Origin of the sequence: Hymenobacter duratus, from assembly GCF_014698995.1 — a bacterium.
Taxonomy (GTDB): domain Bacteria; phylum Bacteroidota; class Bacteroidia; order Cytophagales; family Hymenobacteraceae; genus Hymenobacter; species Hymenobacter duratus.
Genome location: NZ_JACWZZ010000003.1, coordinates 413,061 through 434,319 on the forward strand (window position 1 = coordinate 413,061; position 21,259 = coordinate 434,319).

Genomic DNA, 21,259 nt, shown 5'->3' on the forward strand with positions numbered 1-21,259 from the left:
CTTACTTACGCAGCCGTCGTAGCTTCGCTCTTGTTGAAGCGGGCTTTCAGTTCTTCGATGTCCACGTTCTTCAGAACGGGAGTCAGGAGGAGTTGCTTAATCACGCGCTGCTTGTTGTTAGCGCGGGCAATGTTCTTGCGGTGCTTCCGCTTCAGACGGGTAATGCTCATTTTTTCCGGGTCGGTTAAGGTCTTTCGGTAATTGAGGGGCAAAAGTAACGACTAAATTTGACACCGGGAAACCTTTCCCCTATTTCCGTTCTCTAAACTCATGACTGATTCGATAATCGACCTGCGCTCCGACACCGTTACGCGCCCTACGCCGGCCATGCTGGACGCCATGTTCCGGGCCCGCGTCGGCGACGACGTGTACGAAGAAGACCCGACCGTGCGCGCGCTGGAACAGGAAACCGCCGCCCGTTTCGGGCTGGAAGCCGGCCTGTTCTGCCCTTCCGGCACCATGACCAACCAGATTGCCATCAAGGCCCACACTGAGCCGCTGTCGGAGGTAATCTGCGAGCAGACCTCGCACATCTACCTCTGGGAAGTGGGCGGCATTGCGTTTCATTCGGGGGCGTCGGTGGCACTGCTGCCCGGCGAGCGGGGCCGCCTGACGGCCGCGCAGGTAGAAGCCGCCATCCGGCCCGCAAACGTCCATTACCCCATCACCAGCCTCATTTCGCTGGAAAACACGCACAACCGCGGTGGCGGCAGCTGCTACGAGCTGGCTGAGTTGGAAGCCATAGCCGAAGTAGCCCGGCGCCACCGGATTCCGCTGCACCTCGATGGGGCCCGCATTTTCAACGCGCTGGTAGCCACCGGCCAGCAGGCCACTGAGTACGGCCGCATTTTCGATACTATTTCGGTGTGTCTGAGCAAAGGCCTGGGGGCGCCGGTGGGCTCGGTGCTGCTGGGCAGCCAGGCCTTTATTCAGAAAACCAAGCGCATCCGGAAGGTAATGGGCGGCGGCATGCGGCAGGCAGGCTACCTGGCGGCAGCTGGCCTCTACGCGCTGGAACACAATGTAGAGCGCCTCCGCGACGACCACCGCCGCGCCCGGCAGCTGGGCACCAGCCTGCAGGCTCAGCCCTACGTGGCCGAAGTATTGCCAGTAGAAACCAACCTCGTGATTTTTCGCCTGCGCCCCGATATGCCGGCCGAGAAGTTTCTGGCGTATCTGGAGCAGGAAGGCGTGCGCGCTTCGTCTTTCGGGCCGCAGATGATTCGGTTCGTGACCCATCTGAACATAGACGATACGATGGTCCAGCGCGTAGAAAGCGTGTTGCGGCACCTGGCCTCATAGGCCGATGAGCTTCTGCTCATCGTATTCTCTACGTGACAAGATGCCCTTCACGGCAGCACCTGATAAGAGAAGCGGAACCGGGCATTAAATGTAATAGCAATGTCTGAGCAGAATGTTTTTGTGATAGGCGACGTGCATGGCTGCCTCAACACACTGGAAGAGCTGCTTCAGCACTGGCACCCGGAAACCGAGCGGCTGGTGCAGGTCGGCGACCTGGTAGACCGGGGCCGCTACAGCCCGGAATGTGTGGCGCTGGCTATCAGCCTTGAGGTGCGCTACCCGGGGCAGACTACGTTTTTGAAAGGCAACCACGAGGCTGCCATGCTGCAGCATTTCGGCCCGGCTGGCTCTCAACAGGGCTGGCTGCGCTGGGGCGGCCGCAGTACGGTGGAGCAATATCAGGCGTGCCCGGCGCTACTGGAGCCGCACCTTGCGTGGCTGGCCTGCCGGCCGCTAATCTGGCAAAACGAGCAGTTGCTGATCAGCCACGCCGGCTTTGCCGACACACCCCATCAGCTCGACGAAGACCACCCGGATGGCTTGCTCTGGCGGCGCGGCCCACTGCTGAACATGGGCCGCCGACAGGTTATCGGGCACACGCCCACCGACGGCGACCCAACGTTCGATCCGGCCACCAACGTGCTCAATATTGATACCGGCGCCTGCTTCGGATTTGCACTGACCGGGGTGCGGCTGTCGGCTACGGGCGAGCTGCTGGAGGAAATCATCATTCCCACGCACCGTATTGATATTGCCGCTGCCGAGTAGGCTTCTTCTACCTGACTCCCCTTTTCTATGGCTTCTGTACCGCATACGCCTGCTTTTCCGCCCACTTCCTCCGCTTACGCCCCCAATGAAGCACTCCGGCACCTGTCGCAGGCTGATCCGGTGCTGGCAGGCATCATTGCGCGGGGCCATCCGATTCAGCCATCGGCGCATGAAGATCTATATTTGGCATTGCTACGCGCCATCGTGAGCCAGCAGATATCCACGAAAGCGGCGGCGGCCATCTGGCGCAAAGTGCAGGCGCTGTTTCCACCCGACGGCTACCCCGAGCCGCTGGCGTTGGTCGAGCTGACCGATGAGGACCTACGCACAGCGGGTATTTCGCGGCAAAAGGCGGGCTACCTGCGGGCCATTGCCGACTTCGCTCTGCGCGACCAACTCGACCACGCCCACCTGAGCCAACTGTCAGCAGACGACTTTACCAGCCACCTCACGCAGATAAAAGGTGTAGGCCGCTGGACCGCCCAGATGCTGCAGATGTTTGCCCTGGACCAGCCCGACGTATTCGCAGAAGGTGACTTGGGCGTGCAGAACGCCATGCGCCGTCACTATGCCTTAGAGGAAACCGGCCGGGCCTTGCTGAAGCGCATGACGGAAATTGCGGAACCCTGGCGGCCCTACCGCAGTCTGGCCTGCAAATACCTATGGCAGTCGTTGGACAATACCCCGGCGCCAGAGAAATAAGGCGCATTAGTCGCCTTTTTCCCGCTTTTCTGCCGCCTCCTCTTTGCCAGCGTCGCGCACTGCCAAGGCCATTGCCACAAAAATACCCAGCAAGGGCAAGCAGAAGCCAATCAGCAGCCAGCGCACCAGTGGCCGGCCGTACATGTGAGCAATATAGGCCGTTACTAAAGCCGAAAACGACGCCACCAGAAACAGGCCAACTCCCAACGCAAATTCATCCATAGAACTGCAAAGTTAGCGCACCTTCCCGCGCTTCACCATATACGCATACAGGACCTTATCAAACGGCTCCCGGATATCCACTGGTACGAAGTCGATTTTGTACTGCCCACAGCGTAGCGCCAGTTCGTGCTCATACGCCTGCATGGCGGCGCGGTATTGCTCCCGCACCTGCGACGGCTGCAGCTTCACAGTTTCGCCCGTTTCAATATCCTCGAACAGATACGGCCGGTCCTGGAAGTCAAAATCAGACTCGGTGCTGCGGTCCATGATATGAAACAGCAGCACTTCGTGGTGCTGGTGGCGCAGGTGCTGCAGGGCAGCCAGCGTGGCCGTTTGCTCTTCCGGGGCGCGGCCCAGCATATCCGAAAACAGCACCACCAACGAGCGTTTTGGAATCTGTTGCGCTATGGTATGAATGACGCCTGACACGTCGGTAGACGTATGGATTGAGCTGGCCGGACGCTCTAGAAGCTGCTGCAACGCCAGCAGCAACGTGTGGCGGTGGGTGCTGGTGGAGCGCACCGGCGTCTGCAGCTCTACCTGGCTGGAGAACGTAACGAGCCCGACGGCGTCGCGCTGCTTCTGGAGCAGCGTGGTGAGGGCTGCCGCGCACAGCACCGCAAACCGCAGCTTGTCGTGGCCGGGCTCGGGGTAGTACATGCTGGGGCTGACATCGAGCAGCAGATGGCAGCGGAGGTTGGTTTCCTCCTCGTAACGCTTCACAAACAGCTTGTCGGTGCGGGCGAATACCTTCCAATCGAGGTGGCGGGTGCTTTCACCGGGGTTGTAGAGCCGGTGCTCCGAAAACTCTACCGAGAAGCCGTGGTAGGGCGACTGGTGCAGGCCCGTGATGAAGCCTTCCACCAGCTGGCGAGCCAGGAATTCCAGGTTTTCGAACGAGCGGACGGCGGCCAGATCAAGAGGTTGAGCCATAGATACAATACGGGCAAAGCAAAAGAAGCAGTACGCAGTTTCACTACGCCCTGCGCCTCAAAGAAACAAAGAAGTACAGAAGGTGGCTCAGGCATAGCACCAATCGGATATACTACAGATTTCATCCTGCCATATTCCAATGAGCAGCGTTTGAACAAAACCGATTATTTTACCGAATTATTGCGTTTCGCCAAGATATTCAAGGATTTACATCAGAAACGAGGCCTCAAAATTTTTATATCATGCGCAGTAGTTGTACTTTGGCCTGAAATTCAACCATCTTGGAATAACAAAACTTTACAGAAGGCCCCGTGGAAGAACGTCACGACCAAGAAGAAATTTACTCCCAGCGCATTAAAGCGGGCAAACGCACGTACTTTTTCGACGTGAAAGCCACCCGCGGCCAGGACTATTATCTGACCATCACGGAAAGCAAGCGCAAGCTCCGTGACGACGACACTTTCTCCTATGAGAAGCACAAGATTTTCCTGTACAAGGAAGACTTCCTGAAGTTCGTGGATGCGCTGCAGGATGCCGTGGAATATGTGCGCGAAGAGTTGCTGACGCCGGAAGAGGTGGCCGAATTGGACCGCCCGCGCCCGGCCTATGAGGAGCGCGAAGCCGGCTTCAACCCGAACCGCGCCGACGACAACTACTAATTTCAGAAAAGCCTAGCGAAACAGTCCTACAAAAAAGCTCTTCGTTTCCCACCGCACGGCGCGCCCGGCTTCGGCCAGGGCGCGCCGTCGTGGTTTCTGTGCACTAGAGTGCGTAGTACTGGCTAACCAACAGCAACACGCCGGCAGCCACATAAAAGCCTAGGCGCTGTAATTTCTGAGCGGGTTTATGGTGTTCACACATGCCCGCCTAACAGAAGCAGTGCCGCCTCTGGTTCACTGGCACACCTACCCGGTGCAACGGACTCAGATCAGCCGTGCTTTCCCCAAAAAAGCCCCGTACCTTTGCCCCCGCGAATTGAGCCAGTAGCTCAGCGCACCATTTCACCACTCACTATTCCATCTTATGGGTCTCCGCTGCGGTATCGTCGGCCTGCCAAACGTCGGCAAATCCACGCTTTTCAACGCTCTTTCCAATGCCAAGGCCGAATCGGCCAACTATCCGTTCTGCACCATCGAGCCGAACGTGGGCGTGATTACCGTGCCCGACGAGCGGCTTCAGATTCTGGAGGCGCTGGTAAATCCGAAGCGCGTGCTGCCCACCATCATTGAGTTCGTGGACATTGCCGGGCTCGTGAAAGGGGCTTCGAAGGGCGAAGGACTGGGCAACAAATTCCTGGCGAACATCCGGGAGGTAGATGCCATCATTCACGTGGTGCGCTGCTTCGACGACCCCAACATCGTGCACGTAGCCGGCGGCGTTGATCCGGTGTTCGACAAGGATGTAATTGATACCGAGCTGCAGATCAAGGATTTGGAGAGCGTCGACAAGAAGCTCATCAAGTCGGAGCGCGCAGCCAAGGGCGGCGATGCTGTGGCCAAGAAGGAAGTAGCGGCGCTGCAGAAATTCAAGGCGGCGCTGGAAGACGGCCAGAATGCCCGCGCCGTGCAGGCTACGCCCGAGGAGCTGGAAGCCGTTGCGGATCTGCAGCTGCTCACCATCAAGCCCGTGATTTATGTGGCCAACGTAGACGAGGCCAGCATCACGAATGGCAACGCCCACACGGCGGCCCTGCAGGCGCACGTAGCGAAGGAAGGCGCTGAAGTAGTACTGGTATCGGCCGCTATTGAGTCGCAGATTGCGGAGATGGAAGACCCCGAGGAAAAGGAAATGTTCCTGGGCGAGTATGGCCTCACCGAATCCGGCCTGAACCGCCTGATCCGCGCTTCCTACTCCCTGCTGAACCTGATTACGTACTTCACGGCCGGCGTACAGGAAGTACGCGCCTGGACTATCCACCGCGGCGACAAAGCACCGGCCGCGGCCGGCGTTATCCACTCCGACTTTGAGAAAGGCTTCATTCGCGCCGAGGTAATTAAGCTGGCTGACTACCAGGAATACAAGACTGAGGTAAAGATTAAAGAAGCCGGTAAGATGGCTGTGGAAGGCAAAGAATACGTGGTGCAGGATGGCGACATCATGCACTTCCGCTTCAACGTCTAACTTCCTCCGTACCTATGGATGTAAAAGACAGCAACGGCAACCTGCTCGCGGAAGGCGACTCAGTGACGCTCATCAAGGACCTGAAAGTGAAGGGCTCTTCGCTCACGCTCAAGCGCGGTACCGTGGTCAAGAACATCCGCCTCACCAACAGCCCCGCTGAAATTGAGGGTCGTGCTGGTGGCAGCACCATGGTACTCAAGACCGAATTTCTGAAGAAAGCCTAGCGTCGTTTCTTTGGCCGCGCTATCAGTATCAGGCCAGCCATTGCAAAATAAAAAAGCCCCTCCGTTCATCGGAGAGGCTTTTTTGCAAGTAGTTCACAAGAGCTATTTGCCCAGCTTGGCTTTCAGGTTAGTGTCCAGCGCTTCCAGAAACTCCTCAGTGTAGAGGTAGTCGCGGCCGTGCTCCACTTTGTTGCCGTGGATGCAGACGGCCAGGTCCTTGGTCATCTTGCCGCTTTCCACGGTTTCGATGCACACCTGCTCCAGCTTGTGGCAGAAGTCAATCAGCTCTTGGTTGTTGTCCAACTTGCCGCGGAACTCCAGACCGCGCGTCCAGGCGAAAATGCTGGCAATCGGGTTCGTGGAGGTAGGCTTGCCTTTCTGATGGTCGCGGTAGTGGCGCGTGACGGTGCCGTGGGCGGCTTCAGCCTCCATCGTGCCGCCGTCGGGCGTTACCAGCGTAGAAGTCATCAGGCCGAGCGAGCCGAAGCCCTGGGCTACCGTGTCGGACTGCACGTCGCCGTCGTAGTTTTTGCAGGCCCACACAAAGTTGCCGCTCCATTTCAGGGCCGAGGCCACCATGTCGTCAATCAGACGGTGCTCGTAGGTGATGCCGGCAGCTTGGAACTTTGCCAGGTAATCCTGCTCATAGATTTCCTGGAAGATGTCCTTGAAGCGGCCATCGTACTTCTTCAGGATGGTGTTTTTGGTGCTCAAATACAGCGGCCAGCCTTTCATCAGGGCCTGGTTGAAGCAGGCGTGGGCGAAGCCACGGATGGACTCGTCGGTGTTGTACATGGCCAGAGCCACGCCGTCGCCCTTGAAGTTGTACACCTCAAACGACTGTGCCTCGCCGCCGTCCTCGGGCGTGAAGGTGATGGTGAGTTTGCCTTTACCCTTGGTTACGAAGTCGGTGGCGCGGTACTGGTCGCCGAAGGCATGGCGGCCGATGCAGATGGGGGCCGTCCAGTTGGGCACAAGGCGCGGCACGTTGCTCATCACAATCGGCTCGCGGAATACGGTGCCGTCTAGGATGTTCCGAATGGTACCGTTCGGCGACTTCCACATCTGCTTGAGGTTGAACTCCTTCACGCGCTCCTCGTCGGGCGTAATGGTGGCGCACTTGATGCCCACGCCGTACTGCTTAATGGCGTTGGCCGCATCAATGGTCACCTGGTCGTTGGTTTCGTCGCGGTACTCAATGCCCAGGTCGTAGTACTTAATGTCCAGTTCCAGGTACGGGGTAATGAGTTTGTCTTTGATGAATTTCCAGATGATGCGCGTCATTTCGTCGCCATCCAGCTCTACTACGGGGTTGGCTACCTTGATTTTGGCCATTTTTACAGTCTTAAGGGTGGGTTTAGAGTAACTTGCGTTGCGAAAGACGCGGCTGCCGGCACTATGTCAGCTGCCGCCGCCTTCTGAAGAGGCACTTGCCGGGGCCAAATTAAGTGAGATTTGCTGCCCCGCCGCAAGGTGATTCCTATAAGACAGGTATCCTGCTTGTTTTCAGCAGACTATCCTGCTCCAAGACAGTCTGAACAGAGCCATGCAAACCTACTGGCTGCTGAGCGGCATACATATGAGGCTGGCGGCATTGCAGAAAGGGCACTGGTTGCGGACGCTTATTTCACAACCAGCGTACCGCGCAGCATACCCATGCCGCAGGTAAACGAAAACCGGCCGGCTTGCTGGGGCAGCAGCTCTACCAAGGTAGTTTTGAAGGCCGGCAGGTCGCGCCGAATCCGAAAATCCGGGATTAGCAGCTCCTCCGAGCAGGAGTTTTCCTCGTCGCGGTAGAAGCGGAGCTGTACAGGCTTGCCGCGCTCCACTTCAATAACGTCGGGGGCATAGCCGCCCTTGACGGTGATGTCCACTTCCTGCAGGCCGCCAGCGGCTGAAACTGCGCTGACTGTCTGCCGCGTTGAGAAGAAAAAGTACCACAATACAAGGGCCGCCAGACTGATACCGCCCAGCGTAACCAGAATTTCCGAGATATCCATTTGTTCAGGAAGCTTGGCGAGGATGAAAGGCGCGCAGGCGCAACGAGTTGGTGAGCACCGATACCGAGCTCAGGGCCATGGCGCCAGCGGCCAGCATTGGCGAAAGCAGCCACCCGAAAACGGGATACAGTAAGCCGGCCGCAATAGGTATGCCCAGCGTGTTGTAGATGAAGGCGAAAAACAGGTTTTGCCGGATGGTACGGATAGTTTGCCTGCTTAGCTCGATGGCCGTTACCACGCCGTGCAAGTCGGAGCGCATCAGCGTGATGCCGGCGGCTTCCATGGCCACATCCGTGCCCGCCCCAATGGCCAGACCGATATCCGCCTGTGCCAGCGCCGGCGCATCGTTGATACCGTCACCGACCATGGCTACCGTGCGTCCTTCGGCCTGCAGCTCTTTTACCTTGCCGGCCTTGTCCTGAGGCAATACCTCCGCGAAGTAGCGCGAAATGCCTACCTGCGCGGCCACCTGCGCGGCGGTCTGGGGGTTGTCGCCGGTCATCATGACCACCTCCATGCCCATAGCCTGCAGCCGCCAGATAGCCGCCGCCGACGTTTCCCGAACGGTATCGGCAATCCCGATTACCGCCACGGCCTGCCTGTCTACGGCAACGTAGAGCACCGTTTTGGCCGCGCGTAGCAGCGTTTCGGCCTGAGCAGTCAGCTCCGGCGAAAGCAGGATGCCTTCCTCACTGAGCAGCCGCTGGTTGCCGATGAGAACAGCCTGCCCTTCGACGCTGGCAGCGGCTCCTTTGCCTTCAATTGCCCGAAAATCAGAGGCCACTAAATTGGCTGTATTCTGGGCAGCGGCGTAGCGCACGACGGCTTCGGCCAATGGGTGCTCACTCTGCCGCTCCACCGCCGACACTACCTGCAGCACCCGACTCGCATCCTGACCGAGAGCTACGAAATCTGTAACGGCCGGCTCACCGCGGGTGATAGTTCCGGTTTTATCGAGGAGCACCGTTGTAACCTGATGGGCCTTCTCCAGTGCTTCAGCGCTACGAATCAGGACGCCGTGCTCGGCGCCTTTTCCGGTGCTGACCATAATGGCAGTTGGCGTGGCCAGCCCCAATGCGCAAGGGCAGGCAATGATGAGCACCGCCACAAAGTTGACCAGGGCCAGCGGCAGGCGCGTAGCTACCGGGGCCAGATCAAACCAGAGCACAAACGTGAGGATGGCAATGACCAGGACCGTAGGCACAAAGATGGCACTCACCTTATCGGCCAGCCGCTGGATGGGCGCGCGGCTACCCTGGGCCTCTTCTACCAGCTTCACAATCCGGGAAAGCATGGTATCGGCTCCTACTTTGGTGACGCGGAAACGGAAGGAGCCGGTCTTGTTGAGCGTAGCCCCAAACACCGGGTCGCCGGCGGTTTTCTCTACGGGCAGGCTTTCGCCGGTGAGCATGGCTTCGTCAACGGCCGAGCGGCCTTCCTCCAGAATGCCGTCGGTAGCTACTTTCTCGCCGGGGCGCACCACTACCAGGTCGCCCAGCCGCACCTGCTCGATGGGCACGTCCACTTCCTGCCCATCGGGCCGCACGAGGCGGGCCGTGCGGGCCTGCAGCCCCATCAGGGCCTTGATGGCCGCCGAGGTCTGGGTTTTGGCCCGCATTTCCAGCACTTTTCCCAGCAGAATCAGGGCAATGATGGTGGCGGTGGTATCATAATACACTTCCGGCATCAGCCCGCGGCTGGTAAAAAAGCCAGGCACCACGGTAGCGGCCAGGCTATAGAGGAACGCGGCGCCGGTTCCCACGGCAATCAGGGTGTCCATGTTGGCCGCCCGATGTCGGAAGCCATTCCAGGCGGAGGTGTAGAACTCGCGGCCGCTGTAGAGCAGCACCGGCAGCGTGAGCAGCAGCAGCGCATAGTTCAGCCCCTGCATGTTCACGTGCGCCAGCAGCGCCGGCCAGAGCATGAGCATACTCAGCGGCATGATAACGACGGCCAGGCCGGCCGCCACCCAGAACCGGCGCTTAAGCTTCTGATACGCCGCCGCTTTCTGCCGGTCTAGGTCGGCGCTGCGCTCAGCGGCACTGGTATCGGGCGCACGCTCCGCTACGCCGTAGCCCGAGCTGATAACAGCCTCCCGGAGCGTAGCTGGTGTAGCCTGGGTAGGCACGTAGTCTATAGTGGCTTTTTCGGTGGCGAAGTTGACCATGGCCCGCTGCACGCCCGGCGTACGGCTCAGCGCCTTCTCCACGAAGGAAGCGCAGGAGGCACAGGTCATGCCCTCAATGTCGAGGGTTTCGGTTTTAATGTCAGGTTCCATAAGATGCAGAATACTCTTTGATTCCCACGCGTTGCGCTTGGCGGCGACTGGCTAAAATCCATTACAAAGGAACATTCGCTCTTGCGCAAGGTTGGTATGAAATCCTGAGAAACACTTGCAAAATTCGAGTCCTCGGCGGGTTATTGCTGGTGTGGGCGCTACTGCTGGTTGTTGCCGAGAGTGGCTGCCCCCTGTTCCGGTAGTAGCACAACCGGCTGCTGCGGCATGACTTTGCCATGAACCCAGCGGTTTTCGGAGCCTTTCCCGGGTACTTCCGGTTACAGGTGGCCGGTTTATCCGTACTTGTGTCCCCGGCTGAAGCGGTAGGTACTGCTTTTGTCCAGCTCTATTCCTCTTTTATGAGTGCTTCCCTGAAGTTTACCAACGTTTCCCGCTCCACCTTTTTTGCCACTGTTCGCCAGCGGGTGGATGCTTATTTTCAGAGCCAGCAGCTCTCGCGCCACGCCAACGGGGCCATGTGGGCCAAAACGATTTTCTTCCTGACCAGCTTTGTGGGCCTGTATTGCCTGATTCTTTTCGGAGAGTTTGGGCCGTGGGAACTGCTGGGGTTGGCGGCGCTGCTAGGCGCCTGCTGTGCCTTTATCGGCTTCAACATTTGCCACGACGCCATGCACGGGGCATTTTCGGCCAGCAAGCGTGTCAACAAGGTGTTCAGTCTGCTCTTCAATCTGATTGGGGCCAGCCCCTACGTGTGGACCATCACGCACAACATTGTGCACCACACCTACACCAACATTCCGGGCCACGACGAAGATATTGAGGTGGCGCCGGGCCTGGTTCGGCTTTCGGAAGAGGAGACATTGCGGCCGTGGCAGCGCTACCAGCATCTGTACGCGTTTCCGCTCTACGGGCTGGCTTCGCTGTCGTGGGTACTGCGCAAAGATTACCTCAAGTTCTTCAAGGATAAGATAGGCCAGCACCCCACTCCGAAGCACCCGCGGCGGGAGGTTATCAACCTGTTTGCCTACAAGGCGCTTTACTATCTGCTCTTTATTGTGGTGCCGTTGGTGGTGCTGGATATTACGTGGTGGCAGTTTGTGCTGGGCTTTCTGGGCCTGCACATCGTCGAGGGGCTGGTGCTGGGACTGGTGTTTCAGCTGGCCCACGTAGTGGAAGGCACGGCTTTCCCGTCGCCCGACGAAACAGGCGACCTGCAGGAGGCCTGGGCCGTGCATCAGCTCCGCACAACAGCTAACTTCTCGCCGCAGAGCCGCATAGCGGCCTTTCTGTGCGGCGGCCTGAACCGCCAGATCGAGCACCATCTTTTCCCCCGGGTCTGCCACATCCACTATCCGGCCATTTCGGCAATCGTCCGGCAGACGGCTCATGAGTTTGGGCTGCCTTATCTGGAAAATCCGACTTTCACCGGTGCGCTGCACTCGCACTACCGCATGCTGTATAAGCTGGGCCGGTAATCAGCCTGCTTGCCTGGAGGAAAATTCAGGTTCGTTCGTCTATTTTTGCCGAAGCCTTATGCGTTATACTTTTGGCTTTGTCACTACACTAGCATGAACCGTCTCTCACTTCTACTGCTCAGTTTATCCCTGCTTGCCACGGCCTGCAAGAAAGATCCATCCAAGCCTGACCCGAGCCTGGAAGGCCGCTGGAACTCCCGTAGCGCCACCGGATACAGCTATGATGCGGCCGGCCAGCTGCTCAGCCAGGATAGTGTGGCCGATGTGTCCTACTACATGGTCATCACGTCGGATTCGCTGAACTATTACGACATCACGAATGGCAGCTCCTGGGGCCGCCACAAGTACACCCGGCAGGGCAATACGCTGCAATACAGCCGCGCCAAATGCACCATTACGCGGCTAAGCGAGCATACACTCAGCCTGCGCTTTCAGAACGTCGACCGGGTGCCGAACATGCCTTACTCGGAATGGGAAGACAATTATTCCCGCTAAAAAAATCTGCAGCACCCGGTGCCGACTTCAGCAGACCGGAACCGCCTCAGCGAGCTGGGCTTTGCTGATAATATCGTCGGGTTCTTATATAAATTCCGCTTTTTCGGCAACAAGTGCTACTTTCCCAGTCTGGAGTTCTTTGTTCTGCCCGAGCCGGTTGGGTCTTCCGGCCGCAGGCTCTCCGGTGGTAGCAGAAACTTTCCTTTTCATAGTAGCCGAGTCTTTCCCCTTTTCTCATGGCCCTGGAACTAACTAACGGGTTCGGCAAGGTATACCTGACTATTGCCTACGATCCTGCAAACCACTGGCTGTACAACAACTGGGTTGGTTACCAGACGCATACCGGTATTCTGGCCGGGGCGGATGCCTGCCTGACCCCACTGCGGGAACACGCGTGCGCCTACCTGCTCAACGACAACCGCCTGGTTATTGGCCCGTGGGACCACGCCGTGGAGTGGATTGTGAGCGACTGGGCACCGCGTGCCGCACAACAGGGCCTGACCCATTTTGCGCACGTAGTCAGTCCGGAATCTATGGCGGCCCAATCGGCGGAGGCCATGCATTTGGGCCTGGGCGGGCGTCTGCAGATGCGCATGTTCGGCGACATTGACTCGGCTCGGGCCTGGCTGCGGGAAGCCCGGCAGCAGGCCCCGGCGTCTTAGCCAGTTGTTTCGCAGAACCAGACCGGACCGGCAAACATCCTGCAGGATAGCAGCGCGACAGGCCCAAATGCCGTAGCAGGTGCCGGCACAGTACGGATCAGGCCTTACCTTCGGGCCATGACACCTGATGCCCGTATGCGCTACCCTCTCTGGCTTGTTCTGCTGCTGCCCACTAGCCTGCCCGCCGCTGCCCAAACGCCCGCCCCGCTTACCGCCCGCCTCGCCAGCGTCAGCCTGACGGTGGCCCTGAACGCCGGCGGGCAGCCCACCTACGCCGTGCAGTTCGGGCCGAAATCCGTCATCAACCCGTCCCGGCTGGGCTTGGCGCTGGCCGACGGCAAGGGCTTCGATGGGCCCCTGGAAATCACCGGCTCCGAAACCAAGGACGTGGATGAAAGCTGGAACCCGGTGTGGGGTGAGGTGAAAACCATTCGCAACCACTACCGCCAGCTAACGGTACACCTGCGCCAGCCCCAAGCCCCCAGCCGACGCCTCGACGTGGTATTCCGGGTGTTTGCCGACGGCGTGGGCTTCCGCTACGAGGTGCCCCAACAGCCCGGCCTGAGCTACTTCACGGTGCAGGACGAGCTGACCGAGTTCAACCTGCCCGCCAACCACAAAGCCTTCTGGATTCCCGGTGACTACGACTCCAACGAATACGTCTACACCACCTCCCGCCTGAACGAGGTGAACACCACGCCTATCGAGGCCATTCAGCAGAAAGCCGCCCCGAACCGGATTCAGACCCCGCTGATGCTGAAATCGGACGACGGGCTGTACGTGAACATCCACGAGGCGGCGCTGGTGAACTACCCGGCCCTGTTCCTGAACGTGGACACCAAAACCTACGGCCTGCGCAGCCACCTGGTGCCCGGCGCTACCGGCGCGGCGGTCTTTTTGCAAGCGCCCGAGCACACGCCCTGGCGCACTATTGTGGTATCAGACAGAGCACCCGAGGTGCTGGCCAGCAAGCTGATTCTGAACCTGAACGAGCCCACCAAGTTCCCGACCACCGACTGGATCAAACCCCAGAAATTCGTGGGCGTGTGGTGGGAAATGCACGTCAATAAAGCCAGCTGGAACTACGCCGATACCAGCAACATCAAGCTGGCCGGCACCGACTGGAACCGCCTGAAGCCCAACGGCCGCCACGGTGCCAACACCGCCAACGTGAAGCGCTACATCGACTTTGCCGCCCAACACGGTCTGCGAAGCGTGCTAGTGGAAGGCTGGAACGTGGGCTGGGAAGACTGGGCCGGCAACTGGAAAGAGGAGGTGTTCGACTTCGTGACCCCCTACCCCGATTTCAACGTGACGGAATTGCAGCAGTACGCCGCCGCCAAGGGCGTGCAGCTGATGATGCACCACGAAACCTCCGGCTCCGTCACCAACTACGAGCGGCGCCAGCAGGAAGCCTACCGCTTCATGAAGGAGCACGGCTACGCGGCCGTGAAAACCGGCTACGTGGGCCGCATCATCCCGCGCGGGGAGCACCACGACGGCCAGTGGATGGTGAACCACTACAACCACACCGCCGAGTTGCTCGGCCAGAACCAGCTGATGGTGGACATGCACGAAGCCGTGCGGCCTACGGGCCTGCACCGCACGTATCCCAACTGGCTGGCTTCAGAAGCGGCCCGGGGTAACGAGTTCAACGCCTGGAGCACCGGCAACCCGCCCGAGCACGAAACTATTCTGCCCTTCACCCGCCTCATGGGCGGCCCCATGGACTACACACCCGGCATTTTCCAGATCAAGCTGGAAAGCTGGAACCCCACCCAGAACAAGGGCCGCCAGGTGCACACGACCCTAGCAAAACAGCTGGCCCTCTACGTGACGCTCTACAGCCCCGTGCAAATGGCCGCCGACCTGCCCGAGGCCTACGAGCAGCACCTCGATGCCTTCCAGTTCATCAAGGACGTGGCCGTGGACTGGGACGATACCCGCATACTACTGGCCGAGCCTGGCGAGTACATCACCACGGCCCGCAAAGCCAAGGGCCGCGAGGACTGGTACGTGGGCAGCATCACCGACGAAAACCCGCGCCAGCAGACCATCAAGCTCGATTTCCTCACCCCCGGCCGGCAGTACGAGGCCACTATCTACGCTGATGGAAAGGGTGCCAGCTGGGACCAGAACCCGCAGGCCTACCAAATCCGCAAGCAGAAAGTAAACAACAAGACCACGCTCAGGCTGCAGCTAGCCGCCGGCGGCGGTGCGGCCATCAGCATCAAGTCGATTGGCCGCTAAACATGACCCTATTTATTTGAGGGCTTACTCCCTTGGAGCGGAATTGTGGCTGCCCCGGCGCTCAGCTGAACGCTACTGCTAGGCGCCTGTCTTTATTTTCGCACACCGAACGTGTAGGTCGTTGTTGAGTGCAGGGTCTGGCCGGGCTTCAGGATGGTGGTCGGGAAGTTGGGCTGATTGGGCGAATCGGGAAAGTGCTGGGTTTCCAGGCAGAAGCCTGCATGCTTGCCATATACCTGCCCGTTTTTGCCGCGCAGTGTACCATCCAGAAAGTTGCCGGTATAGAACTGCACACCGGGCTCGGTGGTGGCTACCTGCATGGTGCGGCCGGTAGTAGGCTCATACACGGTAGCAGCAGGCTGGCCAGTTGACTTCCTAAGCACCCAGTTATGGTCGTAGCCGCCGGGCACCTGTGCTATCCGCTCACCAATGGCGTGTGGCACGGTAAAGTTGAAAGGCGTGCCTTTGACGGGGCGCAGCTCGCCGGTCGGAATCATGCCTGCATCCACCACAGTGTAGCGGTCGGCGGCAATGGTTATTTCATGGGCCAGCACATCCGGACCAGCACTAAGGTTAAAGTAAGCATGGTTGGTAAGGTTAACGGGCGTGGCCTTGTCAGTAGTGGCTGAGTAGTCGATTCGTAGGGCGTTATCAGCGGTGAGGGTGTACACCACCGTTACAGTCAGGTTGCCGGGGTAGCCCTCCTCACCATCTTCGCTCAGGTAAGTAAGCGTCAGCGTTTGGCCAGCGGCGGAGGCACCGGGCACGGCCTGCCAGAGTACCTTATCAAATCCTTTATTACCGCCGTGCAAGGTGTTCTCGCCATTGTTTTGGACCAGCGTGTACTCCCGGCCATCGAGCGTGAATTTACCCTGCGCAATGCGGTTGGCGTAGCGCCCGATCAGGGCGCCAAAGTACGGTCCCGCCTTCAGATACGCAGGGCTCTGGTAGCCGCTCACATCATCAAATCCCAGCACTACGTCACCTAGCTTACCATGCTTGTCGGGCACCACGAGGCTAGTGATGATACCACCATAATTGGTGATGCTCACTTTCATGCCGTGGCCATTGGTGAGGGTGTAGAGCTGCACTGCAGCGCCGTCGGTGGTTTTGCCGAAAGCAGTGATGGTAGGAAGCGTGGCAGTGGTGGAAGTTTGCGTGGAGTCAGTCATAGGAGAGAAAGTGCCCGCCTGCTGTTGCGCAGGGGTTGAGTGGTTGCAGCTGCCAATGGCGAACAAGCCGGTCAGGCCCAGCAAGGTCCTACAAAGCTGGGCAGAGCAGTTAGGCGGCAGCATTCGATACGGAATGGAAATGAAAAAATGCCTCCCACAACACTCCAGCACCAAGCCGGTGGCCTATACCTTGCTGCCGAAAGAGTAAGTAGAAGTATACGTAAGATAACGTTGAAATACGGCTTCTGGTAATGCTGCTACACGTCGGACCTGTTCGTTCATCCGAAGAATATTACAAGTAGTACCCAACTCCTGCCAGCTCAGTTCTGCGGTAGTGGGCCGGGCAGGAAACTACAGGGTGCCGATTTCTAGGGTTCTGCCTAGGTTGAGTGCCGGTTAGAAATGCCCATCGGCCACCTAACCACCTAGGCTATGCCATACTGTCCATGAGAATCCTCTTCCTGTTACCACGACTAGCCTTCCGCTCTTTGGCTGTTCTGTGCGCCTTGCTCCCATTTCGCAGTTACGCCCAGCCGGCACCGCAGACGCAGGTGCAGTACCTCTCGGGGCGCGACAACCACCCGACCGTGCAGTGGGACTTCTTCTGCACCGGCGGGCGCCAAAGCGGCTTCTGGACCAAAATTGCGGTGCCCTCATGCTGGGAGCAGATGGGGTTCGGAAGCTACAACTACGGACGCGACTACAAAACCTACGGCAAGAACTTCCGCTTCGCCGACGAGCAGGGCCGCTACCGGCACTCGTTTCAGGTGCCCGCTGCCTGGCAGGATAAGCAGGTGTTTATTGTGTTTGAAGGCTCGATGACAGATACCGAGGTGAAAATCAACGGGCAGGTGGCGGGGCCGGTGCACCAGGGCGCGTTTTACGAGTTCCGACACGACATCACCGACAAGCTCCGTTCCGGCCAGGCCAACCTGCTGGAAGTGACGGTGAGCAAGATGTCGGCCGACAAATCGGTGAACAACGCCGAGCGGCTGGCCGACTACTGGGTGTTCGGCGGCATTTTCCGGCCGGTGTACCTGGCCGCGTACCCGAGGCAGTTTATTGCGCGCACTGCCATCAATGCCCAGGCCAGTGGCGCGTTCAGCATGAACGTGTTTGTGCGCAACGCGCCGGCCGGGGCGCAGGTGCAAGCCGAGATTCTAGATGCCGCGGGCAAGGTGGTGGGCACGGCGCAGGCCGCGGCCAATCCGTCGGATACCGTCGTGACGGTGCGCACGAAGGTGCGGCAGCCACGGCGCTGGACCGCCGAAACGCCCCACCTGTATCGGGTGCGCACCAGCTTGCGGGCGGGCGGCACCACGCTGCATGAAACCACCAGCCGGTTCGGGTTTCGCACCATAGAGGTGCGGCGCGGGCAGGGCATTTTCGTGAATGGCACGCAGGTGAAGATGAAGGGCATCAACCGGCACAGCTGGTGGCCCGAAACCGGCCGCACGCTCAATGACTCCATCCAGCTGCTCGACGTGAAGCTGCTCAAGGAAATGAACCTGAACGCCGTGCGCATGGCTCACTACCCGCCCGACGCGAAGTTCCTGGACCTCTGCGATTCGCTGGGCCTCTATGTATTGGATGAGCTGGCCGGCTGGCAGAAAGCCTACAGCACCGCGGCCGGCGCCAAGCTGGTGCGCGAAATGGTACAGCGCGACGCTAACCACCCCAGCATCATCTTCTGGAGCAACGGTAACGAGGGCGGCACCAACAAGGAGCTCGACGACGATTTCGGCCGCTACGACCTCAGCAACCGGCCCGTCATCCACGCCCACCACCGGCCCGGCAACGCCCACAACGGCATCGACGGCAACCACTACGAAAACTACTACAGCACCCGTCAACTCCTGACCGACTCGCTGATTTACATGCCCACCGAGTTTCTGCACTGCCAGGACGACGGCGGCGGCGGCACCGGCCTGGCCGACTTCTGGGAGCTGCACTGGCACGCCAAACGCAGCGGCGGCGGCTTCCTGTGGGCCTTGCTGGACGAGGGCGTGGTGCGCACCGACCAGCGCAACATCATCGACGTGAACGGGGTGAATGCGCCCGATGGCGTGGTGGGCCCGCACCGCGAAAAGGAAGGCAGCTTCTACGCCATCCGGGAAATCTTTTCGCCCATCCGCATTGCGCTGCCGGAGTTGCCGGCCAAGTTCAACGGCACGCTGCCGGTGGAAAACCGCTACCACTTCACTAACCTCAGCCAATGCTTTTTCCAGTGGGAGCTGGTGAACTTCCGGGCGCCCACCGATGCCTTTCCGGGCTCAATAACCCAGCAGAAAAGCCGCCTCAAAAGCCCCGACGTGAAGCCGCTGGGCACCGGGCGGCTGCAGCTGGGGTTGCCCAAAAACTGGCGGCAGTACGACGCGCTGGTGGTGTCGGCTTTCGATGCGCAGAAGAACCTCGTGTATAAATGGACCTGGAAAACCAGCGGCAACGCCAAGGTGCTGGCCGGCTTAGTGGACCTGGCCGCGCCCGGCGCGGTGGCCGTCACCGATACCGATTCGCTGCTGACGCTGAAGGCCGGGAATATCAGCGTGGGCTTCAGCAAAACCACCGGCCAGCTCACCGGCATCAAAGGCAACAACGGCGACAAGCTTTCCTTCGGCAACGGCCCAATGCTGGTAAGTGGCGCGGCCACGTTCCTGGGCCTGCAGCACCACGCGGAAGCTGGCGGCGAAGTGGTGGAGGCGCGCTACTCCGGCGACCTGAAAGCGGTGCGCTGGAAGATGTACGCCTCGGGCTGGCTGCAGCTCACCTACGAGTACGCGCTGCCGCCCACCGACTACGCCTTTGCCGGCCTGAGCTTCACTTACCCCGAAAACTACGTCATTGGAGCCAAGTGGCTGGGAAAGGGGCCCTACCGGGTGTGGAAAAACCGCCTGCAGGGCGTGGCCGACAACGTGTGGGAAAACGCCTACAACAACACCCAGACCGGCGCCGCGCCCTGGATTTACCCGGAGTTCAAGGGCTACTTCGCCGATATTGCCTGGCTGGAAATGAACACCATGGAAGGCAAGTTTCTGGTGGCCAGCCCCGACCCCGGCCTCTACGTGCGCCTGTTCGACTTCTACGGCCTTTCGGGCGTGCAGCCCTCCCCCGCCCTGCCCGTCGGCAACCTGTCGTTTCTGGATGCCATTCCGCCGCTGGGCACTAAGCTGGCCCTCAACATCGACGCCAACACCGCCAACCTGGGCCCGGCCAGCGAGCTGAACCACCTGCACGGCGCCCGCCAGCGCACCCTGTTCTTCTACTTCGGCCTGCCCAAAACCGGCCGCCAGCCCCAGCCCTACACCGCCCCCGCCAAGGATGACCTGTTTTAGAACGGGTTGAAAGTATCCACCGAGCATACCAAAACGTCATGCTGAGCCTGCCGAAGCATCTCTACCGCTTCGTTGGATTACCAATCAGGCAAAGCGGTAGAGATGCTTCGGCAAGCTCAGCATGACGGGCTGATTGATAAGATGGCCTCCTAGCAGGCGCCCCCGGCTTACTTACCCATTTCCAGCTCCACGCCGGCCATGATGAACGGGCCCACGCCCTTGAAATCGTTCTGCTGGAGCGGTTCGGAAAGGTAGTACTCGTAGCTGCCGTCGCGGTAGGGCGAGCCGCCGAGGCCGCCTACACTCACGGTGCCGTTGAGGGTCAGCAAACCGGTGGGCTCCTGCACTACAAACTGCTTCACGATGCCCTCGTAGCCTTTACGGGCCACTTTCTGGTACTTCTTGTCTAGGTAGCCGAGGCGGGCGCCCTTGGCCAGCGCGTACACGAACATGCAGGAAGCCGAGGTTTCGATGTAGTTGCCGGCGCGGCCTGCCTGGTCGGATACTTGCCACCAGCCACCGGTTTTGGGGTCCTGGTACCGGGCCAAAACTGGCGCGAGGCGCTGCAGGTACTGCACCAGTTTGGCGCGCTCGGGGTGGTCTTTCGGGAAGTAGTCGAGCACGTCCACGAGGGCCATGGCGTACCAGCCCATGCCGCGCCCCCAGAAGTTGGGCGAGAGGCCGGTGGTTTTGTTGGCCCAGCGCTGCTCCCGGCTTTCGTCGTAGCCGTGGTAGAGCAGGCCGGTTTTAGAATCCACGAGGTGCTTTTCCACCTGCGCGAACTGCAGCGCCACGTGGTCGAAGTCGGCGGGCTGGTTGAACACTTTCGCGTATTCGGCCGCGAAGGGCTCGGCCATGTACAGGCCATCCAGCCAGATCTGGTGCGGATAGCGCTTTTTGTGCCAGTAGCCGCCCTCCTTGGTGCGGGGCTGCGCCTCCAGCTGCTGGTGCAGGCGCTGGGCGGCGAGGCGGTACTTCTCCGGCGCCAGCCCGGACTGCTGACTGAGCGTAAGCAAGGCGCGGCCGGTGTTGATGTTATCGAGGTTGAAGTCCTCGTATTTGTAGCGCTGGATGGCGCCGTCGGGCCCGATGGAGTAGTCCAGAATCCGCACCATATAGTCCAGGTATTTCTGCTCGCCGGTTTGCTGCCACACCCGCTCGATGGCCTTGAGCATCAGCCCCTGTTCGTAGCCCCAGCGGGCCACCTTGTTGTCGGCCAATCCCAGCGAGTCGGGGTAGCGGCGCATGAAGGAGTCGGCCATCTGGCGGGCCAGCGGCGCCGAGGCTTTGGGCTTTTGCTGGGCCGGGGACACGGTAGCCACCAAGAGGAACAGCAGAACAAACAGGCGAGAAATCATGGGG

General features: G+C 59.8%; 19 protein-coding genes. 11 read left to right on the plus strand and 8 right to left on the minus strand.

What is annotated here, in order from left to right; genetic code table 11:
• Positions 1 to 5: 5 nt before the first annotated feature.
• A complete protein-coding gene (locus IC231_RS15260; RefSeq protein ID WP_190785359.1) occupies positions 6 to 170 on the minus strand; it encodes a hypothetical protein in 165 nt (54 codons plus the stop codon).
• A 100-nt stretch (positions 171 to 270) separates the two neighbouring features.
• Between IC231_RS15260 and IC231_RS15265 the strand changes: the two genes are divergently transcribed.
• The 3 genes from IC231_RS15265 to IC231_RS15275 all read left to right on the plus strand — a co-directional run bounded on the left by IC231_RS15265 (position 271) and on the right by IC231_RS15275 (position 2,772).
• Entirely contained in the window at positions 271 to 1,302 is a 1,032-nt protein-coding gene (locus IC231_RS15265) for a threonine aldolase family protein (RefSeq protein WP_190785360.1), read from the plus strand.
• A gap of 99 nt (positions 1,303 to 1,401) precedes the next feature.
• Complete coding sequence (locus tag IC231_RS15270; RefSeq protein ID WP_190785361.1) at positions 1,402 to 2,070, plus strand: metallophosphoesterase family protein; 669 nt, start codon at positions 1,402 to 1,404, stop codon at positions 2,068 to 2,070.
• A 27-nt stretch (positions 2,071 to 2,097) separates the two neighbouring features.
• The gene (locus IC231_RS15275; RefSeq protein ID WP_190785362.1) at positions 2,098 to 2,772 is read left to right on the plus strand and encodes a DNA-3-methyladenine glycosylase family protein; all 675 of its coding nucleotides are present in this window, start codon (positions 2,098 to 2,100) and stop codon (positions 2,770 to 2,772) included.
• Positions 2,773 to 2,778: 6 nt separating this feature from the next.
• Here IC231_RS15275 and IC231_RS15280 read toward each other — a convergent pair whose 3' ends face one another.
• Together IC231_RS15280 and IC231_RS15285 are read right to left on the minus strand one after the other, a co-directional pair.
• Positions 2,779 to 2,994, minus strand: a complete 216-nt coding sequence (locus IC231_RS15280) for a hypothetical protein (RefSeq protein ID WP_190785363.1) — start codon at positions 2,992 to 2,994, stop codon at positions 2,779 to 2,781.
• Positions 2,995 to 3,006: 12 nt separating this feature from the next.
• The gene (locus tag IC231_RS15285) at positions 3,007 to 3,927 is read right to left on the minus strand and encodes a DUF58 domain-containing protein (protein WP_190785364.1); all 921 of its coding nucleotides are present in this window, start codon (positions 3,925 to 3,927) and stop codon (positions 3,007 to 3,009) included.
• 311 nt (positions 3,928 to 4,238) lie between these two features.
• On the opposite strand from IC231_RS15285, the gene IC231_RS15290 reads away from it, so the two are divergent.
• The 3 genes from IC231_RS15290 to IC231_RS15300 all read left to right on the plus strand — a co-directional run bounded on the left by IC231_RS15290 (position 4,239) and on the right by IC231_RS15300 (position 6,272).
• On the plus strand, positions 4,239 to 4,586 hold the full coding sequence (locus IC231_RS15290; protein WP_185889423.1) for a DUF3276 family protein: 348 nt from the start codon (positions 4,239 to 4,241) through the stop codon (positions 4,584 to 4,586).
• 364 nt (positions 4,587 to 4,950) lie between these two features.
• A complete protein-coding gene (gene ychF, locus IC231_RS15295) occupies positions 4,951 to 6,048 on the plus strand; it encodes a redox-regulated ATPase YchF (protein ID WP_185889422.1) in 1,098 nt (365 codons plus the stop codon).
• Positions 6,049 to 6,062: 14 nt separating this feature from the next.
• Entirely contained in the window at positions 6,063 to 6,272 is a 210-nt protein-coding gene (locus IC231_RS15300; protein WP_019947089.1) for a zinc ribbon domain-containing protein YjdM, read from the plus strand.
• Positions 6,273 to 6,374: 102 nt separating this feature from the next.
• Here the strand turns inward: IC231_RS15300 and IC231_RS15305 are convergent, their stop codons facing one another.
• The 3 genes from IC231_RS15305 to IC231_RS15315 form a co-directional block, all read right to left on the minus strand.
• Complete coding sequence (locus tag IC231_RS15305; RefSeq protein ID WP_190785365.1) at positions 6,375 to 7,607, minus strand: NADP-dependent isocitrate dehydrogenase; 1,233 nt, start codon at positions 7,605 to 7,607, stop codon at positions 6,375 to 6,377.
• 287 nt (positions 7,608 to 7,894) lie between these two features.
• Entirely contained in the window at positions 7,895 to 8,272 is a 378-nt protein-coding gene (locus IC231_RS15310) for a cupredoxin domain-containing protein (RefSeq protein WP_190785366.1), read from the minus strand.
• Between the two features lie 4 nt (positions 8,273 to 8,276).
• Positions 8,277 to 10,550, minus strand: a complete 2,274-nt coding sequence (locus IC231_RS15315; protein ID WP_190785367.1) for a heavy metal translocating P-type ATPase — start codon at positions 10,548 to 10,550, stop codon at positions 8,277 to 8,279.
• A 359-nt stretch (positions 10,551 to 10,909) separates the two neighbouring features.
• Here IC231_RS15315 and IC231_RS15320 point away from each other — a divergent pair, with 359 nt between their 5' ends.
• The 4 genes from IC231_RS15320 to IC231_RS15335 all read left to right on the plus strand — a co-directional run bounded on the left by IC231_RS15320 (position 10,910) and on the right by IC231_RS15335 (position 15,393).
• Positions 10,910 to 11,986, plus strand: coding sequence for a fatty acid desaturase family protein (locus IC231_RS15320; protein ID WP_190785368.1), 1,077 nt, complete (start codon positions 10,910 to 10,912; stop codon positions 11,984 to 11,986).
• Positions 11,987 to 12,079: 93 nt separating this feature from the next.
• The gene (locus IC231_RS15325) at positions 12,080 to 12,481 is read left to right on the plus strand and encodes a hypothetical protein (protein ID WP_190785369.1); all 402 of its coding nucleotides are present in this window, start codon (positions 12,080 to 12,082) and stop codon (positions 12,479 to 12,481) included.
• Between the two features lie 236 nt (positions 12,482 to 12,717).
• Positions 12,718 to 13,143, plus strand: coding sequence for an STAS/SEC14 domain-containing protein (locus IC231_RS15330; protein ID WP_190785370.1), 426 nt, complete (start codon positions 12,718 to 12,720; stop codon positions 13,141 to 13,143).
• Between the two features lie 135 nt (positions 13,144 to 13,278).
• Positions 13,279 to 15,393 carry a glycoside hydrolase family 97 protein gene (locus IC231_RS15335; protein WP_190785371.1) on the plus strand — a complete coding sequence of 705 codons (2,115 nt, stop codon included), beginning with the start codon at positions 13,279 to 13,281 and terminating at the stop codon, positions 15,391 to 15,393.
• Positions 15,394 to 15,485: 92 nt separating this feature from the next.
• On the opposite strand, the gene IC231_RS15340 is transcribed toward IC231_RS15335, so the two are convergent.
• Positions 15,486 to 16,565 carry an aldose epimerase family protein gene (locus IC231_RS15340; RefSeq protein WP_211539097.1) on the minus strand — a complete coding sequence of 360 codons (1,080 nt, stop codon included), beginning with the start codon at positions 16,563 to 16,565 and terminating at the stop codon, positions 15,486 to 15,488.
• 446 nt (positions 16,566 to 17,011) lie between these two features.
• Between IC231_RS15340 and IC231_RS15345 the strand changes: the two genes are divergently transcribed.
• Positions 17,012 to 19,897 (plus strand): glycoside hydrolase family 2 protein, encoded by a 2,886-nt coding sequence (locus IC231_RS15345; protein ID WP_190785373.1) that lies wholly within the window; start codon positions 17,012 to 17,014, stop codon positions 19,895 to 19,897.
• Positions 19,898 to 20,064: 167 nt separating this feature from the next.
• Here IC231_RS15345 and IC231_RS15350 read toward each other — a convergent pair whose 3' ends face one another.
• Positions 20,065 to 21,255, minus strand: coding sequence for a glycoside hydrolase family 88/105 protein (locus IC231_RS15350; protein ID WP_190785374.1), 1,191 nt, complete (start codon positions 21,253 to 21,255; stop codon positions 20,065 to 20,067).
• Positions 21,256 to 21,259: the final 4 nt, after the last annotated feature.

What these genes read in the sequence shown, in the direction of transcription:
- IC231_RS15260 (WP_190785359.1), bottom strand. Translation starts at nt 170, where the DNA reads ATGAGCATTACCCGTCTGAAGCGGAAGCACCGCAAGAACATTGCCCGC.
- IC231_RS15265 (WP_190785360.1), top strand. Translation starts at nt 271, where the DNA reads ATGACTGATTCGATAATCGACCTGCGCTCCGACACCGTTACGCGCCCT.
- IC231_RS15270 (WP_190785361.1), top strand. Translation starts at nt 1,402, where the DNA reads ATGTCTGAGCAGAATGTTTTTGTGATAGGCGACGTGCATGGCTGCCTC.
- IC231_RS15275 (WP_190785362.1), top strand. Translation starts at nt 2,098, where the DNA reads ATGGCTTCTGTACCGCATACGCCTGCTTTTCCGCCCACTTCCTCCGCT.
- IC231_RS15280 (WP_190785363.1), bottom strand. Translation starts at nt 2,994, where the DNA reads ATGGATGAATTTGCGTTGGGAGTTGGCCTGTTTCTGGTGGCGTCGTTT.
- IC231_RS15285 (WP_190785364.1), bottom strand. Translation starts at nt 3,927, where the DNA reads ATGGCTCAACCTCTTGATCTGGCCGCCGTCCGCTCGTTCGAAAACCTG.
- ychF (WP_185889422.1), top strand. Translation starts at nt 4,951, where the DNA reads ATGGGTCTCCGCTGCGGTATCGTCGGCCTGCCAAACGTCGGCAAATCC.
- IC231_RS15300 (WP_019947089.1), top strand. Translation starts at nt 6,063, where the DNA reads ATGGATGTAAAAGACAGCAACGGCAACCTGCTCGCGGAAGGCGACTCA.
- IC231_RS15305 (WP_190785365.1), bottom strand. Translation starts at nt 7,607, where the DNA reads ATGGCCAAAATCAAGGTAGCCAACCCCGTAGTAGAGCTGGATGGCGAC.
- IC231_RS15310 (WP_190785366.1), bottom strand. Translation starts at nt 8,272, where the DNA reads ATGGATATCTCGGAAATTCTGGTTACGCTGGGCGGTATCAGTCTGGCG.
- IC231_RS15315 (WP_190785367.1), bottom strand. Translation starts at nt 10,550, where the DNA reads ATGGAACCTGACATTAAAACCGAAACCCTCGACATTGAGGGCATGACC.
- IC231_RS15320 (WP_190785368.1), top strand. Translation starts at nt 10,910, where the DNA reads ATGAGTGCTTCCCTGAAGTTTACCAACGTTTCCCGCTCCACCTTTTTT.
- IC231_RS15325 (WP_190785369.1), top strand. Translation starts at nt 12,080, where the DNA reads ATGAACCGTCTCTCACTTCTACTGCTCAGTTTATCCCTGCTTGCCACG.
- IC231_RS15330 (WP_190785370.1), top strand. Translation starts at nt 12,718, where the DNA reads ATGGCCCTGGAACTAACTAACGGGTTCGGCAAGGTATACCTGACTATT.
- IC231_RS15335 (WP_190785371.1), top strand. Translation starts at nt 13,279, where the DNA reads ATGCGCTACCCTCTCTGGCTTGTTCTGCTGCTGCCCACTAGCCTGCCC.
- IC231_RS15340 (WP_211539097.1), bottom strand. Translation starts at nt 16,565, where the DNA reads ATGACTGACTCCACGCAAACTTCCACCACTGCCACGCTTCCTACCATC.
- IC231_RS15345 (WP_190785373.1), top strand. Translation starts at nt 17,012, where the DNA reads ATGAGAATCCTCTTCCTGTTACCACGACTAGCCTTCCGCTCTTTGGCT.
- IC231_RS15350 (WP_190785374.1), bottom strand. Translation starts at nt 21,255, where the DNA reads ATGATTTCTCGCCTGTTTGTTCTGCTGTTCCTCTTGGTGGCTACCGTG.